The 16,066-nt window shown below is 69.5% G+C and carries 13 protein-coding genes; 4 read left to right on the forward strand and 9 right to left on the reverse strand.

The window, feature by feature from the left end; translation table 11 throughout:
* Window positions 1–8 precede the first annotated feature (8 nt).
* Genes ACX9OW_RS06175 through ACX9OW_RS06185 form a run of 3 tightly spaced genes read left to right on the forward strand, consistent with a single transcriptional unit; the run spans window position 9 to window position 3,188 of the window.
* Window positions 9–2,186: a DUF802 domain-containing protein gene (locus tag ACX9OW_RS06175; protein WP_053517789.1), complete on the forward strand. Its 2,178-nt coding sequence runs from the start codon at window positions 9–11 to the stop codon at window positions 2,184–2,186.
* The gene (locus ACX9OW_RS06180) at window positions 2,183–2,821 is read left to right on the forward strand and encodes an OmpA family protein (RefSeq protein WP_053517790.1); all 639 of its coding nucleotides are present in this window, start codon (window positions 2,183–2,185) and stop codon (window positions 2,819–2,821) included. Before ACX9OW_RS06175 ends, ACX9OW_RS06180 begins: the two co-directional genes overlap by 4 nt.
* Window positions 2,811–3,188, forward strand: coding sequence for a DUF2894 domain-containing protein (locus ACX9OW_RS06185; RefSeq protein WP_065182919.1), 378 nt, complete (start codon window positions 2,811–2,813; stop codon window positions 3,186–3,188). Before ACX9OW_RS06180 ends, ACX9OW_RS06185 begins: the two co-directional genes overlap by 11 nt.
* Before the next feature lie 22 nt (window positions 3,189–3,210).
* On the opposite strand, the gene ACX9OW_RS06190 is transcribed toward ACX9OW_RS06185, so the two are convergent.
* The 9 genes from ACX9OW_RS06190 to ACX9OW_RS06230 form a co-directional block, all read right to left on the reverse strand.
* Window positions 3,211–3,969 carry a 2,3-dihydro-2,3-dihydroxybenzoate dehydrogenase gene (locus ACX9OW_RS06190; RefSeq protein ID WP_459062071.1) on the reverse strand — a complete coding sequence of 253 codons (759 nt, stop codon included), beginning with the start codon at window positions 3,967–3,969 and terminating at the stop codon, window positions 3,211–3,213.
* Window positions 3,960–7,850 carry an amino acid adenylation domain-containing protein gene (locus ACX9OW_RS06195; protein ID WP_459062072.1) on the reverse strand — a complete coding sequence of 1,297 codons (3,891 nt, stop codon included), beginning with the start codon at window positions 7,848–7,850 and terminating at the stop codon, window positions 3,960–3,962. The genes ACX9OW_RS06190 and ACX9OW_RS06195 overlap by 10 nt, the downstream gene beginning before the upstream one ends.
* Entirely contained in the window at window positions 7,847–8,104 is a 258-nt protein-coding gene (locus ACX9OW_RS06200) for a phosphopantetheine-binding protein (RefSeq protein WP_053517795.1), read from the reverse strand. The genes ACX9OW_RS06195 and ACX9OW_RS06200 overlap by 4 nt, the downstream gene beginning before the upstream one ends.
* On the reverse strand, window positions 8,104–8,736 hold the full coding sequence (locus ACX9OW_RS06205) for an isochorismatase family protein (protein ID WP_180875289.1): 633 nt from the start codon (window positions 8,734–8,736) through the stop codon (window positions 8,104–8,106). The genes ACX9OW_RS06200 and ACX9OW_RS06205 overlap by 1 nt, the downstream gene beginning before the upstream one ends.
* On the reverse strand, window positions 8,736–10,382 hold the full coding sequence (locus ACX9OW_RS06210) for a (2,3-dihydroxybenzoyl)adenylate synthase (RefSeq protein ID WP_459062073.1): 1,647 nt from the start codon (window positions 10,380–10,382) through the stop codon (window positions 8,736–8,738). The genes ACX9OW_RS06205 and ACX9OW_RS06210 overlap by 1 nt, the downstream gene beginning before the upstream one ends.
* Window positions 10,379–11,572: an isochorismate synthase gene (locus ACX9OW_RS06215; RefSeq protein ID WP_459062074.1), complete on the reverse strand. Its 1,194-nt coding sequence runs from the start codon at window positions 11,570–11,572 to the stop codon at window positions 10,379–10,381. Before ACX9OW_RS06215 ends, ACX9OW_RS06210 begins: the two co-directional genes overlap by 4 nt.
* Window positions 11,569–12,765 (reverse strand): MFS transporter, encoded by a 1,197-nt coding sequence (locus ACX9OW_RS06220; RefSeq protein WP_164152569.1) that lies wholly within the window; start codon window positions 12,763–12,765, stop codon window positions 11,569–11,571. The genes ACX9OW_RS06215 and ACX9OW_RS06220 overlap by 4 nt, the downstream gene beginning before the upstream one ends.
* A gap of 152 nt (window positions 12,766–12,917) precedes the next feature.
* Complete coding sequence (locus ACX9OW_RS06225; RefSeq protein WP_164152567.1) at window positions 12,918–13,229, reverse strand: DUF3817 domain-containing protein; 312 nt, start codon at window positions 13,227–13,229, stop codon at window positions 12,918–12,920.
* Window positions 13,230–13,383: 154 nt separating this feature from the next.
* A complete protein-coding gene (locus tag ACX9OW_RS06230; protein WP_164152566.1) occupies window positions 13,384–14,319 on the reverse strand; it encodes a TIGR03571 family LLM class oxidoreductase in 936 nt (311 codons plus the stop codon).
* Between the two features lie 183 nt (window positions 14,320–14,502).
* On the opposite strand from ACX9OW_RS06230, the gene ACX9OW_RS06235 reads away from it, so the two are divergent.
* The gene (locus ACX9OW_RS06235; RefSeq protein WP_459062466.1) at window positions 14,503–16,023 is read left to right on the forward strand and encodes a thioredoxin family protein; all 1,521 of its coding nucleotides are present in this window, start codon (window positions 14,503–14,505) and stop codon (window positions 16,021–16,023) included.
* Window positions 16,024–16,066: the final 43 nt, after the last annotated feature.

Genomic DNA, 16,066 nt, shown 5'->3' on the forward strand with positions numbered 1-16,066 from the left:
GGAACACCATGTCCAGAACTGCTTTCCCTGTCGTTGTCTTCCTTGTCGGCCTGCTGGCCGTGTGCTGGATCGGCATCGGCTACGTTTCGGTGCACCCGTTGGGTGCAGCGGTCGCGGCGGTCATTGCCGCCTGCTACATCGCCGGTGGTGTGGAGCTGTACCGCTATCGCCAGGCCAGCGCGGGCCTGCGCGATGCCCTGGGCGATCTGTCCGCCGCCGAGGAGCGCCTGGCACCCTGGCTGGAGCGCGTGCCGGCAAGCCTGCGCAATGCCGTGCGCCTGCGCGTGGAAGGTGAGCGCACCGCCCTGCCCGGCCCGGTCCTGACACCGTACCTGGTCGGCCTGCTGGTGCTGCTGGGCATGCTCGGCACCCTGCTGGGCATGATGGACACCCTGCGCGGCACCGGCCTCGCCCTGCAGAGCGCCACCGACATGGCCGCCATCCGCGGCTCGCTGGCATCCCCGGTACAGGGCCTGGCCGTCGCCTTCGGTACGTCGATTGCCGGTGTCGCCAGTTCGGCCATGCTGGGGCTGCTTTCGGCGCTGTTGCGCCGGGATCGCCTGCAGGCCGTGCAGCAGCTCGACCGTGCCATCTCCGGCCCGCTGCACCCGTATTCGCAGGCGTGGCAACGCGCCGAATCCCTGCGACTGCTGCAGGCGCAGTCCGCAGCGCTGCCGGCCCTGGTCGACCGCCTGCAGGCGATGACCGGTGCCTTCGAGCAGCACAGCCTGGCGGCCAACGAACGGCTGCTGGCCGGCCAGGCCGAGTTCCTCAGCCAGAGCCAGGCGCTGCAGGAGCGCCTGGCGGCCTCCCTCCAGCAATCGCTGCGCGAAGGCGCCGAAGCCAGCGCAGCGGCCATCGGCGGTGCCCTGCAGCCGATGGCGGAAACCACGCTGGCTGGCCTGGCCAGCCACGGCCAGGCCCTGCATGCGCGCGTTGAACAGGCGGTGCAGCAGCAGCTGGCCGGGCTGGCGGACGGCTTCGAGCGCAGCCGCGTATCGACTGAAGCCAGCTGGACGCGGGTGATGGCCGAACAGGCCCAGGCACAGCAGGCGCTGGTGACCGACCTTCGCCAGCATCTGCAGGCCTTCAGCGATGCCCAGGGTGCACACGGCGAAGCAGTGGTGGCACGCATCGGCGAACGGCTGCAGGCGGATGCCGACCGCCAGACCGACGCGTGGCGCACTGCGGCCGACCAGCAGCATGCGCTCAACACCACGCTGGTCGAGCGCCAGCAGCAGGCACTGGAGGCGGTCAGCCAGCATCTGGACGAACGGGCCCAGTCGCTGCTTCACGCGCTTGAAGAACGTCATGCAGCCAGCCAGTCGCTGCTGCAGGACCACGAGCAGCAGCGCCAGGCGCGCTGGGAGGCCGCCAGCACCCATCTGCAACAGGCCCACGCCGCGCTGCAGGCACAACTGCAGGCCGGTGACGAACAGCGCCTGCAACGCTGGAGCGACGCGCTGCACACCCTGTCGAACGATCTGGCCGAACGCCTGCACGCCAATGGAGAACGCCTGGCTGCGCAGCAGCAGCAGATCTGCGACACGCTGGCGGAGACCGCGCAGCAGATCGGCGAGAACGGCCGTGCCCAGGCCAGCGCCACGCTCGCGGAAGTCTCGACCCTGCTGCAGACGGCTGCCGCCGCACCGAAGGCCGCTGCCGACGTCATCAACGAGCTGCGCAGCACGCTCTCCGAGAGTCTGGTGCGCGACAACGCGATGCTGGAGGAGCGCGGCCGCCTGCTGGCGACGGTGCAGACCCTGCTGGATGCGATCAACCATGCCTCGCATGAACAACGCAGCGCGGTCGATGCACTGGTGGGCGGCTCGGCGGAACTGCTGGAGCGCGTCGGCAACCGCTTCACCGACCACATCGCGGCCGAAACCGGCAAGCTCGACGGCATCGCTGCACTGCTCGATGGCAGCGCCACTGAAGTCGGCCACCTTGCCGGCGCCTTCGGCGACGCCGTGGCCCAGTTCGGCGCCGCATCGGCCGAGCTGTCGGGCCGGCTGGAACAGATCGGTGGCGCGCTGGATGCCTCGCTGGCCCGCAGCGACGAGCAGCTGGCCTATTACGTGGCGCAGGCGCGCGAGGTGGTCGACCTGAGCCTGCTGTCGCAGAAACAGGTGATGGAGGAGCTGCAACAGTTGGCCGCGCGCCGCGGCAAGGCCGGCACCGCATGAGCGACGAGCTGGAGGTCGACGGCGGTTCGCACGCGCCGATCTGGGCGGCATTCGGCGACCTGATGTCGGTACTGCTCGGCGCGTTCGTGCTGATCCTGGTCGGCGTGGTAGCGGTCCAGCTGGAACTCTCGCAGCGGCTGGAGGATGAAGTCAGGCAGCGCCAGGCCGAAGCCAAGCGCCTGCAGACGCTGGAGCAGGCACTGGCCGGCCCGCTGGCGGCGGGCCGGGTGACGCTGGTCGATGGCCGCATCGGCATCAGCGGCAGTGTGCTGTTCGCCCTCAATTCAGACCAGCTGCAGCCGGAGGGCCAGGAGCTGCTGCGCAGCCTGGCCGCACCGCTGGCTGCCTACCTGGGCAGCCGCGAAGAGATCCTGATGGTCAGCGGCTTCACCGATGATGCGCCGGTGCGCGAAGGCAACCGTCGTTTCGCCGACAACTGGGAACTGTCCGCGCAGCGTTCGCTGACGGTGACCCGTACCCTGATCGCCGATGGCGTACCGGCCGATGCGGTGTTCGCCGCCGCCTTCGGCAGCGAGCAGCCGGTCAGCTCCAATGCCAGCGAAGATGGCCGCGCGCGCAACCGCCGCGTGGAGATCGCGCCGATTCCCAGGCCCAGGGCACCGGATGGCAGATAAGCTGCCAGCGCTGGAGGGGCTGCGTGCACTGGTGCGCGATCTCGATGCGGGGTCGCGCTCATTGGCGGACTACCCGCAGGTGCCGATGCTGCAACAGGTGCAGCACGAGTGGTCGGAGCTGCGCAGTGAACTGCAGGTGCGCCGTTCGCTGCGCACCGAGGCCCCCGCCGACGGCGGCCCGCTGAACTCTGCCGTGCTGGTGCAGCGCATGCTCGATTCGATGCAGGCCGCCAGCCCCGGCTATCTGCGCCACTTCATCGATTACGTCGATACCCTGTCGTGGTTGCAGGCGCTGCAGGACGGTGCGGCCAGCGGCGGTGATGCGGCGAAACCGAAGCGCGCGCGCAAGCCCCGCAACCCCGGTTGAGGCCCGGCCCTGCATCAGGGGGTCAGCCGCGCAGCGTGGCGCCGCCGTCGACGTACAGGTCACTCATCGCCACATGCCCGGCCTGCTCGGACAGCAGGAACATCACCGACTGGGCAACGTCCTCCGGCGTAGCCAGCTTGCGCAGGGGAATGCCCGCCTTGTAGGTGTCGAGGTTGCCGGCAATCACCCGCTCGGCACCGTACGCGTCTTCCCACATGCCGGTCTGCATGGCGGTCAGCGTCGAACCGGGTGCGACGATGTTGCAGCGGATGCCCAGTGGCGCCAGCTCCAGGCCCAGGCAACGGGTGAACATGGTCGCTGCCGCCTTCGAGGCAGCGTAGGCCGCCATGCCGTGACGCGGCACGCCTGCGGCGTTCGAGCTGACGGTGACGATGGCGCCCTGTCTGCGCGGTGACATCACCCGCGCCAGTGCGCGGCCGAGATGGAACACACCGTCAGCGTTGACCGAGAAAACACGGCGCCAATCGGCATCACAGGTATCCGTCACCGCGCCGACCTGCAGCACGCCGGCCACACTGGCCGCCAGGGCGATCGGTCCGATCTTCGCCTCTACCTGGTCGATGAGCGCATCGACCGCTGCGCTTTCGCTGACATCCAGCGCACAGGCATGGACGCGCTCGCCCACGATCGCGGGCGACTCGCGGTCGGTGGCCACCACCTGGCAGCCGGCGGCGACCAGCAGTTTCACCAGCGCGGTGCCGATTCCCCCGGCTGCGCCGGTCACCAGCGCCACGCGACCCTCAAAACCGGTCAACTGCATGTTGCGATCTCCTGTTGTTCATCCCAATGCCGCAGTCGCGCGGACAGCCATGGCGCGAGCCGCGCCACCGCATCACGACCGGTCAGTTCGGCATGCAGGAACGGCAGTTCGAGCGCCTGCACCGTGCGCGCATGCGCCTTCCACAGCGCCGACTGCAGCTGTGGTCGTGCCTGGTGGTCCCGCCCTGCGCGCACATGCACCAGGGTGCCGTCGAATGGCCGGTGGTGGTGCTCGCGGATCAGGCGGTTGGTTCCGGTGACCGCGCGCACCACGCCGTCCAGCACCACGTCGGGCAGGCCGCCCAGCGCACTGCCACCTCGACGCAGGAAGGCCAGAATGCGCTCGCGGCTGTCCAGCTCCGGGTGTGCGTCGGGATCGTGGCCGGCGATGGCCAGCAACGCCCGCAGTGCGGCGATCGGATCCGGCTCCGGCTCGGCCCGCCAGCACTCACTGGGATAGGCGTCGAGCAGGACCAGCTCGCCGACCTTGCGACCGATCTCGTGCAGGCGCACGGCCATCGCCTGGGCGATGATCCCCCCCACCGACCAGCCGAGCAGGTGCACCGGCCCGCGCGGCTGCAGGGTCACTACACGCTGCACGTACTCGTTGGCCATCGCCTCGATGCTGGCCGGCAGCGGCTGCGCGGCGTCCAGCGCCGGCGACTGCAGCCCGTACACGGCCCGCGCCGGTTGCAGCGCACGCGCCAGCGCGCGGTAATTCCAGGCAATGCCGCCTGCCGGGTGCAGCACGAATAGCGGCGGGGGTTCAGTCCCATCGGTCGTGGCCAACGCGATGACCGGGCCCAAGGCATGATCGGCCAGCATCGGGGGTTCGGCGATACGCCGGGCCAGCGCCGCCACCGTCGGCTCCGCGAACAGAACGCCGAGGCCCAGCTCGCAGCGCCAGCGCTGTTCGATGGCCAGCAGCAGGTGCACGGCCGAAAGCGAGTCGCCCCCAAGGCTGAAGAAGTCCGCATCGACCGCAACGGCCTGCTCACGGCCCAGTGCCTGTGCGAACAAGGCGGCCAGCGCATGTTCCAGTGGCGTGCGCGGTGCGACACCGGTCATCCCGACCTGCGGAGGTTTCGGAAGCGCGCTGCGATCCAGCTTTCCGTTGGTGGTCACCGGCCAGTGATCGACCCCGACAAACGCCGACGGCACCATGTAGTCCGGCACGCGCGCCGCCAGGTGCGCGCGCAGGGCAGCGGCGTCGGCCATTGCCGCTGGCACGTAGGCGACCAGCCGCGGCTCACCGGGAAGGTCGTGGCGCAGCAGCACGTCCACGCGCTCCATGCCGGGCAGTTCCCGCAGCGCCGCCTCGATCTCCCCCAGCTCGATGCGCAGACCGCGCAGCTTCACCTGATGGTCGCTGCGGCCCAGATACTCGACCGCTCCGTCGCTGCGCCAACGTGCAACGTCCCCGGTGCGGTAGATGCGCTCGCCCGCGAGGAAGGGATCGCCCAGGAAACGTCCGGCGGTGAGATCGTCGCGGCCCAGGTAGCCTCGTGCCAGCTGCACGCCGCCGAGGTAGAGCTCGCCCGCCACGCCCACCGGCAAAGGCTGCATGCGTGCATCGAGCACATACAGGCGGGTGTTCCAGACCGGGAAGCCGATCGGCACCGGGCGTGAGCGATCGCCTGCCGGGGCTGGCCAGTAACTGACATCCACCGCGGCTTCGGTAGGCCCGTACAGGTTGTGCAGCTGCGCGTCGATGCGGGCATGGAAGCGGTCGCGGAGCGAGGCGTCGAGCGCTTCGCCGCTGGTGAACACCCGGCGCAGCTGCAGGCCCTGCGAGGCCGGCGCCGCGAGGAAGGCGTCCAGCATCGACGGGACGAAGTGGGCGGTGGTGATGCCCTGCGCGCGGATCAACCGGCCCAGCTCGGTGGGATCACGATGCGCATCCGGACCCGCGAGAACCAGCGTGGCGCCGCACAGCAGCGGCAGGAAGAACTCCCAGACCGACACGTCGAACGTGGCGGGCGTCTTCTGCAGCACGCGGTCGTCTGCGCCGAAGCCGTAGTGCTCGCGCATCCACAGCAGGCGGTTGACGATGGCGCGATGCTCGATGACCACGCCCTTGGGTTCGCCGGTCGAGCCTGAGGTGTAGATCACATAGGCTGCATCATCCGGCGCCGGGTCCGGCCAGGGCGCGGCAGACCCCTGTGCCATCCATTGATCGGGCGGCAGCACCGGCACGCCTGCGGTCCGGTGCGCCATCGTGCTGTCGGCCAGCACGCAGGCCGGACGCGCCGAGCGCAGGATGCGCGCCAGGCGCTCGTCGGGATGTGCAGGATCCAGCGGAAGATAGGCGGCGCCGGCACGCAGCACGGCCACCAGCGCGATGACCAGCTCCATCGAGCGCGGCAGCGCGACCGCCACCACACTGCCCGGCCCCACCCCCAACGCGCGCAGCTGTGCGGCCAGTGCGAAGCTGCGTGCCTCCAGCGCGGCATGCTCAAGCGTGGCGTCGCCGCAGACCAGCGCCGTTGCCTGAGGGTCGCGATCCATGCCCTGCTGCAACAGTTCCACCAGTGTGGTTTCAGGCAATGGATGGGTGGTCGCGTTGAAGCGGTGAACCACCTGCGTGACCTCTGCCGCGGTGGCCAGTGGCACGCTGGCAATGTCGTCGGCATCCAGCGCCGCCGACACGAAATGCAGCAGCCGTTGCGCATGCGCCTGCACGTCGGCGTCGCTGTACAGGGCGGGGTTCGCCTCGATCTCCAGATCCAGCAGCGCCTGGCCATCACCGCGGAAGCCCAGCACCAGATCCTCCACCGGCCCGGTGCACAGCACCTGCAGCGTGGCCTGCACGCCGGGCAGCGCCAGCGGCCTGTAGAACGGCTGTATGTTCACCAGCGGGCCATGCAGGCGCTGCTGCGCACCGACCAGTCCCAGATCGCGCCGCAGCTGTTCGCCGCGATACCGGCCATGCCTGCGGCTCTGGCTCAACTGCCGGCCGATGCCACGGGTGTAGCTTTCGACACTGCCCTCGGCAGCGGCCACGCGCAGCGGCAGCACGTTCATCACCATCGCGGGCACGCGCGCCGACGCGTTTCCCAGGCGCCCCATGCAGGGCACCCCCAGCACCACTTCCTCGGCCGCACTCATCCGCCGCAGGTACTCTGCCGCAAGTGCGGCCAGCACATCCGGCCACGGCTGCAGCCAGCGCACCGATGCCTGCAGCAGCTCTTCACGGAAGGCGGCATCCAGCGGCTGCACCCAGCGCAGCGCGTCATCACTGGCGGCGGCGATGCCGGCCAGACCAGCGGCGGCCGGCGCGTCCCGCAGGTGGTCGCGCCACCAGGCGCCGGCCATCTCGCGACGCGGATCGATGCGGTATGCCGCATCGTCGGCCAGTACACCGGCCAGGGGCGGCAGCGCATCGCCGCCGCGCCCGGCGTACAGCGCGCAGACACGATCGCTGAACAGTGCCATGCCATAGCCATCAGCGGCGAGATGGTGAACGCGCAGGTACCAGACCCAGCGCTGGCCTCCCAGTGCGTAGAGCACCTGCTGGCTGATCCGGTCGCGGGTGGGATCGACCGGGCTCAGCCGGTCGGCCCGCATCGCGGCGTTGGCGTCGGCCACCGGATCGGCAGCGCTGGAAAGATCATGGACTGCCAGCAGCGGTACATGCGCCGGCTCATGCCATTGCAGCGGCTGGCCATCGCTGCCTTCCGTGAAGCGCAGTGCGAGCGCCTGCGCCTCTGCCGCCGCCTGGTTGGCGGCGGCCGTGAACGCCGCCACGTCCAGCGCGCCGTCGATCCATACGGCATGGGCCGTGTTGAATGCAGGGTTGTCGGGAGCCAGGCGCTGGGCATACCACAGCCCCGCCTGGGCCTCGGTCAATGCCACCGGTGAGGCTGGCGCTGCACCGTTCATGCGCCTTGTGCGGCCTGCAGCCGTTGCACCACCTGCCACCACTGGCGCAGCGTGGTGTGCTCGGCCAGCTGCGAGAACTCCAGCGGAAGGCCAGTGTTGCTCCACGCAAGAACGAGGCCGAGCATGCGCATCGAATCCAGGTCGAGATCGATCAGGTTGTCGTCATCGCCGATGTCGGCCGGCTCGCATTCGAGCACGCGCGCCACGTCCGCGCGCATCCGTTCCAGGTCAAGCACATCGCCCGTCCTATCCATCACAGTGTCTCCAGCAGCTGGCCGGTGGTCATCGGTACGCCACAGGTCCGTGCGATCCAGTGCAGCGCCTGCTCATGATCGGCGCGCGAGAAGTCGGCGACCGCATCCGCGGCGATGAATGCCTCGATATCACGCTGGAAGGCTTCGACCACGGTCGCGGTGCAGCCGATATGCGCATACACACCGGTCACCAGCAGCTGGTCGCGCCCGCGCGCGCGCATCAGCGTCTCCAGGTTGCTGCGCTGGAACGCGCTGTAGCGATGCTTGACCAGTACGTGCTCGCCCGGCTGCGGGGCCAGCGCGGTGATGATCGGCTCATGTTCGTCACTCCGGCGCATGCCGGGCCCCCACAGGTCGGCCTGCAGGCCGCGGTCGCGCCGGTCCTGATCGCCATGCTGGGCGGTATAGAACACGGGAATTCCCTGCGCCCGGCAATGCGCCAGCAGGCGCGCGACGTTGTCCACGGCGGGGCGCAGCGGCTCGCTGTCCGCGTCGAACGCTGCCAGGAAGTAGCGTTGCATGTCGTGCACCAGCAACGCGATCCGCTCGCGCTGCGGGTGCCAGGGGCCGCGCGGCTGTGGCAACTCGCTGGCGGTCGGCAGGGAATATGAAGCAATGCGGGGCAGCGCCATCAGCGCGTTCCTCCTGTCTGCTGCAGATGACGCGCACGCAGCTGCGCACGCAGTTCGCGGCGGCTGATCTTGCCGACCGCCGTTGTATCGAAGCTGTCCACGAACACCACCTGGTCCGGCACCTTGAACGCCGCCAGCCCGCGCCCGCGCATCCAGGCCTTCAGTGCCGGCGCCGTGATCGGCTCGCCCTGGCGGATGACGAAGGCGCAGCTGCGCTCGCCCAGGTACTCATCGGGAATGGACACCACCGCCGCATCGAACACACCCGGATGGGCCAGCAGATGGTCTTCGATCTCCTCGGCGGAGATCTTCTCGCCGGCACGGTTGATGTGGTCCCCGGCACGCCCCTGCACCACCAGATATCCCCCGGGCAGCTGCTGCACGCGGTCGCCGGTGCGGTAGAAGCCGTCGTCGGTGAACGAGCGCGCGTTGGCCGCGGCATCGTTGTGGTACCCACGGATGGTGTACGGGCCGCGGGTCAACAGATGTCCGATCTCGCCCTCGGCAACCGGCTGATCGTGGTCGTCGACAACACGGACTTCGTCGTCAGGGCTGATCGGACGTCCCTGGCAGGCCACCACCAGTTCCTCGGGATCGTCGAGGCGGGTGTAGTTCACCAGGCCTTCGGCCATGCCGAACACCTGCTGCAGCGTGCAGCCCAGGCCATCGATGACGCGCCGCGCGGCCTCCGGCACCAGTTTTGCGCCGCCCACCTGCAGCACCCGCAGGCTGGACAGATCGTGCTTCGTCGATGCCGCTGCCTGCGCCCACAGCAGGGCCAGCGGCGGCACCAGCCCACAGCAGGTCACCTTCTCGCGTGCAATTAGCGGGAACGCGACATCCGGGCCCGGCCCCGGACTGAGCACCACGCGGGCACCGGCATACAGCGCACCGAAGAAGCCCGGCGAGCTCATCGGAAAATTATGCGCGGCCGGCAATGCGACCAGATACACGCTGTCGCGGTCGATCCCGCAGATCGCGTTGCTGGCACGGAACGAATAGATGTAGTCGTCGTGCGTGCGCGGAATCAGCTTGGACAGGCCGGTGCTGCCACCTGACAGCTGCAGGAACGCCACCGACTGCGGATCCGGGTCGGCCGGCAGCTGGCTGCGGTCGCCCTGCAGGTTCGCCAGCCCGACGAACTCCTCCGCATCGCCGTCGATCACCACGTGGCGCAGGGCCGGCACCTCCGCCTGCAGTGCCCGTGCCAGCCCGCGATGATCGAAACCCTCGTGCACATCGGCGGTGACAAAGGCACTGGCCTCGGCCTTCGTGGCGAAGTGCACCAGCTCGGTGATGCGGTGCGCGGGCAACGCGTACACCGGTACCAGGCCGGCGCGGAACAGGCCGCAGACGGTGGCGATGAAGCCGGCGCTGTTGCCCAGCTGCACCAGCACCCGTTCACCGGGCTGCAGGCCCAGCGCCAGCAGGCCGCTGCCGATGCGCCCGGCCTCGTGCCACAGCTGCGCATAGCTCAGTCGGACATCACCTGCCACCACCGCGATGTCATCGGCGTAGCGTTCGGCGCGCTCGCGCAGGAAGGCCGGGAAGGTCTCCCCGCGCCAATGCCCCATCCGGCGATAGTGGGCGACCCGGTCTTCGGGCCATACCTGCCGCAATGGCAGGCGGGAAGGAAATCGGCTCATGCGAGGGGCTCGGTCGGGGGCGCGGGCTCACTGACGCCCAACGCGTTCAACAGGGCAGCAAACTTCGCTGCGGTTTCGGCCACTTCGGCCTGCGGCTCCGACCCGGCGACGATGCCGGCGCCCGCATACAGTCGCAGCTGCGTGCCCTGCAGTCGTGCGCAGCGGATGGCGACGTACCAGTCGCCGTCGCCCTGCGCGTCCAGCCACCCCACGGCGCCGGCGTAGAAACCGCGTGGAACCGGCTCCAGTTCGCGGATGCGCTGCAGCGCCGCCTGCTGCGGCGTGCCGCATACGGCGGGCGTGGGATGCAGCTGCGCCAGCAGGGCGGCGGCCGGCACCCGTGGATCCTTCAACGTGGCATGGATGCGGGTGCCCAGGTGCCACATGGTGGCCGTGGCATGCAGCACCGGCCGCGCCTGCGCGTCGATATGGCTGCAATAGGGAGAGAGGCCATCAACGATGGCCTCGACCACATGACGGTGCTCGTCGTGATCCTTGGCCGACGCCAGCAGGGTCTGCGCGGCACGCTCGTCCTGCACCGGATCCGCACTGCGCCGGGCTGAGCCGGCCAGCGGGTGCGACAGCACCTGCGCGCCGCGCTTGCGCAGCAGCAGCTCCGGTGTCGCTCCGACCAGCCATGCCGGGGCCTGGCCCACCTCCACCGGCAGTGGCACCGCGTAGGTCGCCACCGACGGATCGGCTCCCAGTCTCGCCAGCAGCACATCGGGCGTCAGGGCGTGGCGTGTGTGTGCCAACAGGCTGCGCGCCAGTACCACCTTGTGCAGGTCCTGTCGGGGATCACGCAGGGCCTGCACTGCCCTATCCACCGCTGCGGCGTAGTCGTCCGCCGAAGGTTCGGCCTGCACGACCCCCTCCAGCGCAGGCGCAGCCTGCGGCTGCACCGGCAACGCAGGCAGCACGCGTTCGGGCTGGTACAGCGCATCGTCGGCACGTGGTTCGAACGGAATCGCTCCGACCAGCAGGCCCGGCCCGCCCCGCTGCTGCGCGAAGAACGCAGCCACGCGCCCGGCCAGCGTCACCAGCGGACCGGACGCAAGCGCCGCACGACAGCCACGCGCATGCACATGCTGCCCTGCATGCTGCAGCAGGAACAGCGTGGGGTCATCCGCAGCCGGCAACGGCAACGGCGCCGTCTCCTGCCATGCATCGTCCCTGAGCGAATCGTTCATGTCGCCTCCTTCATCCGGTGCGTTGCCGCCAGCACGCACAGCAACAGCAGCAGCACACCCACCAGCAGATACGGCAGGCTCGGCCCGCCCCGATACAACAGCGTGCCGAGCATCGGCCCTACCACCATGCCCAGCCCCTGTGCCGCAGCGACCGTTCCGGCGGCGGCACCCTGTTCGTGTGCCTGCACCGCATCGGCGGCCAGCGCCTGGAACGACGGGAACACGAAGCCCATGCCGAATGCCGCCAGCGCATAGGCCGCCGGCAGCTGCCAGGACTGCTGCACGGCGGCTACCGAGGCGAAGCCGATACCGGCGATCAATGCACCCAGCACGATCCAGCGCCGCGGTGGCACCTCCAGCTTCATCACCAGTGCCTGCGCCAGGATCAGCCCGACGCCCACAGCGGTCAGTGCGATGCCGGCCATGCGCGCGCCTTCAGCCGCTGCCAGGCCGAGGCGATCGATCGCGAAGAAGCCGACCGTCACCTGCGCGATGGTCACCGACACCATTGCTAGGAACGCGGCCAGCTGGGGCAGCCGAAGGCGCCGGTCCAGACGGCGCAGGGGCGTCCGTCGTGCTGACGATGCCGCCGCTGCCGGCGCTGTCGAAGGCAGACGCCACGCCAGCAGTGCCAGCGCCAGCAGCGGCAACAGCGCGGCCACATACAGCGCCAGCGAAAGATGCGTGTAGGCCAGCCAGCCTGCTGCCGCTGGGCCCAGCACCATCCCCAGTGCATTGGCACTGCCCAGACGGGCGAGAAACTGCGTGCGCTGGCCGGCCGGCGCCTGGTCGGCGATCAAGGCTGCGGCCGTCGGTGGCACCGCGGCATAGAACAGCCCGATCAGCCCGCGCGCGCCCACCAGCACCAGCACCGACACAACCACCGGCGGCGTGACCTGCAGGGCCACATCGATGAACATGGCGAGCGCGAGGTAGACGCCGGTGTACGCGCCCATCGCCAGCAGCAGCACGCGCTTGCGACCGATGCGGTCGCTGAGTTGGCCCCAGCGGCGAGCCGCCAGCATCCACAGCACGCCGGCGGCCGTCACCGACAGGCCCGCGTGCCATTCGGACAGGCCCAGCAGCCGGACCACCGGGCCGATCACGGCGACGAAAGACATCATGGCCATGGTGCCGATCAGGGCCGCCAACACCAGGGCCGGCAAACCGGGAACGACGGGACGTGCGTGCATGGAACACCAGCCGTGACAGGGAAGGACGGCAGAACGCCAGCACGACGCTCCGCCCGATGCCGCCACGTCACGCAGCGGCATCACCCTTAAATGATAACGGCTCGTATTTGCATTTGATACCCATTCAATTGAATGGACCCGCAACAGCCGTGTCAGCGCGTCACACGCGGCGACAGCAGGCCGCGACGGCGGAACCACCACTCCAGCGGCAGCGTGACCAGCGGCGGGACAGCAGCAAGCAGGGCCAGCGCGCTGGCCCACCATGGCCAGCGCAGGCGCACTGCGGAGAACAGGGTCACGGCCACGTACACCAGGAACGCCACGCCATGCAGCGGCCCGAACACCTTGACCAGGGCGACGTTGGCCTGCGGGCCGTACTTCAGCCACATGCCCACCAGCAGGCCGGCCCAGGTGATGGCCTCGATGAAGGCAACCACGGCGAACAGCCGTCCGACGGGGTGCATTGGATTGCCTGGGGTCACATCGGGCTCCTGCAGGGACAGAAGATGCGAATGATACGCAGATGCGAACGTTCAGGACACCGTCGGGTCACACTCGCCGCATCGCAGATGCCCACACATCGGTAGCGCCGGGCCATGCCCGGCGGGCGCAGCACAGCTACCGGGGGATATGCGGCAGCACCCGCTCCCCGATCTCGCGCAGCACGGCCTCCACCGGCCGGCCGTTGTCGACCAGATTGAACATCACATGCGCCACGCCCTGCGCATGCACGCGCAGCAGATAGTCACGCAGGCCATCGCGGCCGACCTTCAGGCCAAGCGGCAACGGCTCGGCGGGTGCCTGCGGGTCCGCCTGCAGGTCCAGCAGCATCGACTGCACGAACGGTCTGCCCGCCGCGCCCTGTTGCGCCAACGCCTGCTGCCACAGACCGATGCGTCCCTCCTGGGCAGCCTCCTCGCGGTGATAGGTGGCCCATCCTTCAGACTCACGGGCGATCCACTGCAGGCTCTGCCTGGCGGTCCCCACCACCAGCATCGGAATGCGCGCGGCCGGCGCAGGCAGCACGTCGAAGCCTCCGGTCACCTGCAGCACGGCGGCCCGCTCGTGTGCCTGCGGCGACAGCGCCGCCCGCAGCAACGACCAGCGCTCACGGAACGTCGCGGCCCTGCCCTCCAGATCCTCGCCGAACGCGGCGAATTCCTCCGGGCGATCACCCGAACCCAGGCCCAGCACGAAACGCCCGCCGCTGATGCGGTCCAGGCTCAAGGCCGACTTCGCCACCTGCAGCGGCTGGCGCAATGGCAGCACGATGGCCGCACTGCCAACCACGATGCGCTCTGTCGCGGCGGCCAGCATGCCCAGCCACAGGAAGGGATCATCCAGCGCGCTCGCGGTCGCCTCCGGTCCCTGCGGCACCATCAAGGGCACGTCGCGCGTCCACAGCGCGGCAAAGCCGAGGTCATCGGCCAACCGGGCGATACGCCGCGCCTCATGCGGATCGGCCAACCCGTGCGCCGCCACCGGCGTCATCAGTCCCAGGCTCAGGCCCTGTTCTGCAAACAGCGCAGCGTAGGCAGAATTGAAATCGCTCATGCTGTCAGCTTAGCGTGGAGCCCTGCCGCAGGTGCGTGCCAAGCCGGTGGGTTCAATGGGGTGCTGTATCGGCAGAGGGTGCGGGCGGCGGACGTCATGCCCTGCAGCGCACCCTTCATGAGCAAACTGAATCAGCAGCCTCTGCCGTCATTCCTACAATGGCCTGTCACCCTGCCCTTCGAGATGCTGCCGATGCGCGTTGCGCTTTCCGTGTTGCTGCTGGCTTCGGCGCTGAGCGCCTGCGCCCCGGCCCCGGTTTCCACCGCCAACTCCGCCGAGGCCCCCGCACCGGCGTCCGCCATCGCCTGGCGCCAGGGCGACGTCGACGACGCCTTCGCCGAAGCCGCCGACAGCGGCAAGCCGGTGCTGCTGTACTGGGGTGCGGTCTGGTGCCCACCGTGCAACCAGCTCAAGGCGGGTCTGTTCAAGGACCCGGCCTTCATCGCGCTGACCAGCAAATTCGTTCCCGTCTACCTGGATGGCGACGAGGAAGGTGCGCAGGCCTGGGGCGAGCGCTTCGGCGTGCGCGGCTATCCGACCCTGATCGTGATGGACCCACAACGCAACGAAATCACCCGCGTGGCCGGCGGCAACGATGCCGCCGAACTGACCCGGGCACTGACCGTGGCCGCAGGCCGCCGCAGTGCCGTTGCCGCCACCCTGGCCACCGCATTGACGACGCCGGAGCAACTGGCCGCCGAAGACTGGCAGGTGTTGGGCGACTACGGTTGGGAAGTCGACGCCAACCGCCTGGCCGGCGAACGCAACAGCCAGGACGTGCTGCGCCAGCTGTCCAAGGCCGCACCGGAGGCCGCGCTGCAGCGCCGTTTCGCTCTGCTTGCCTTGGCAACAGCCGAAAAGCCCGATGCCTCGCCCACCGAAGTGCGCGAGCTGCTGCAGGCTGTTCTGGCGCACCCCGCGGAGGTGCGACGCAACCGCGAGCTGCTGGGCTATGCGGGCGTACAGCTGGTCAAGCAGGCCAGTACCGGGCCGGCCACCAGCAACACCCTGGGGCAGCAGCTGCTGGTCGCACTGGAGCGCGCAGACGCCGAGCGTGGCGACCGCGCCGACGACGCGTTGTCGCGTGCGCTGACCGAAGTGTCGCTGGCCCGCCAGCAACAGCCCAAGGGCGCACTGCCCGCTACTCTGGTTGATCGGGTCAAGCAGCGCGTGGCCGCCGCCGATGCCGCCGCCACCGATGCGCATGCACGCCAGGCCACGATCAGCAGCGCGGTCTACGCACTGCGCCAGGTCGGCGACGACGCCGGCGCGGAGTCGCTGCTGCTGGCCGAGCTGAAGCGCAGCGAGCAGCCGTACTACTACATGCCTGAGCTGGCCGAACTGGCCGAGCAGCGCGGCGACACTGCCGGTGCGCTGGAGTGGCTGAAACGGGCCTACGATGGTGCGCAAGGCCCGGCGACCCGCGTGCAGTGGGGTGTGCTGTATGTGGAAGGCCTGCTGAAGCTGGCGCCGGACGATGCACCGCGCATCGAGCAGGCGACCGCCTCGTTGATCGCCGAACTGGAGGCACAGCCGTCGGGCTACCACCAGCGCACCCGCCAGCGCTTCGAACGCCTGGCCGGGCAGCTGAAGGCATGGAGTGGCAAGCACCAGGGCGCGCAGACGCTGGCGCGGCTGCAGCAGCGGATGCAGCAGGCGTGCGGCAATCAGGTGGATGGGGCGTGCAGGGGTTGGCTGGGTTGAGTGGATGAAGGCGCAGGCGGGTTGACCTCAACCATTGTTGAGG

Source organism: Stenotrophomonas genospecies 5, from assembly GCF_054473825.1.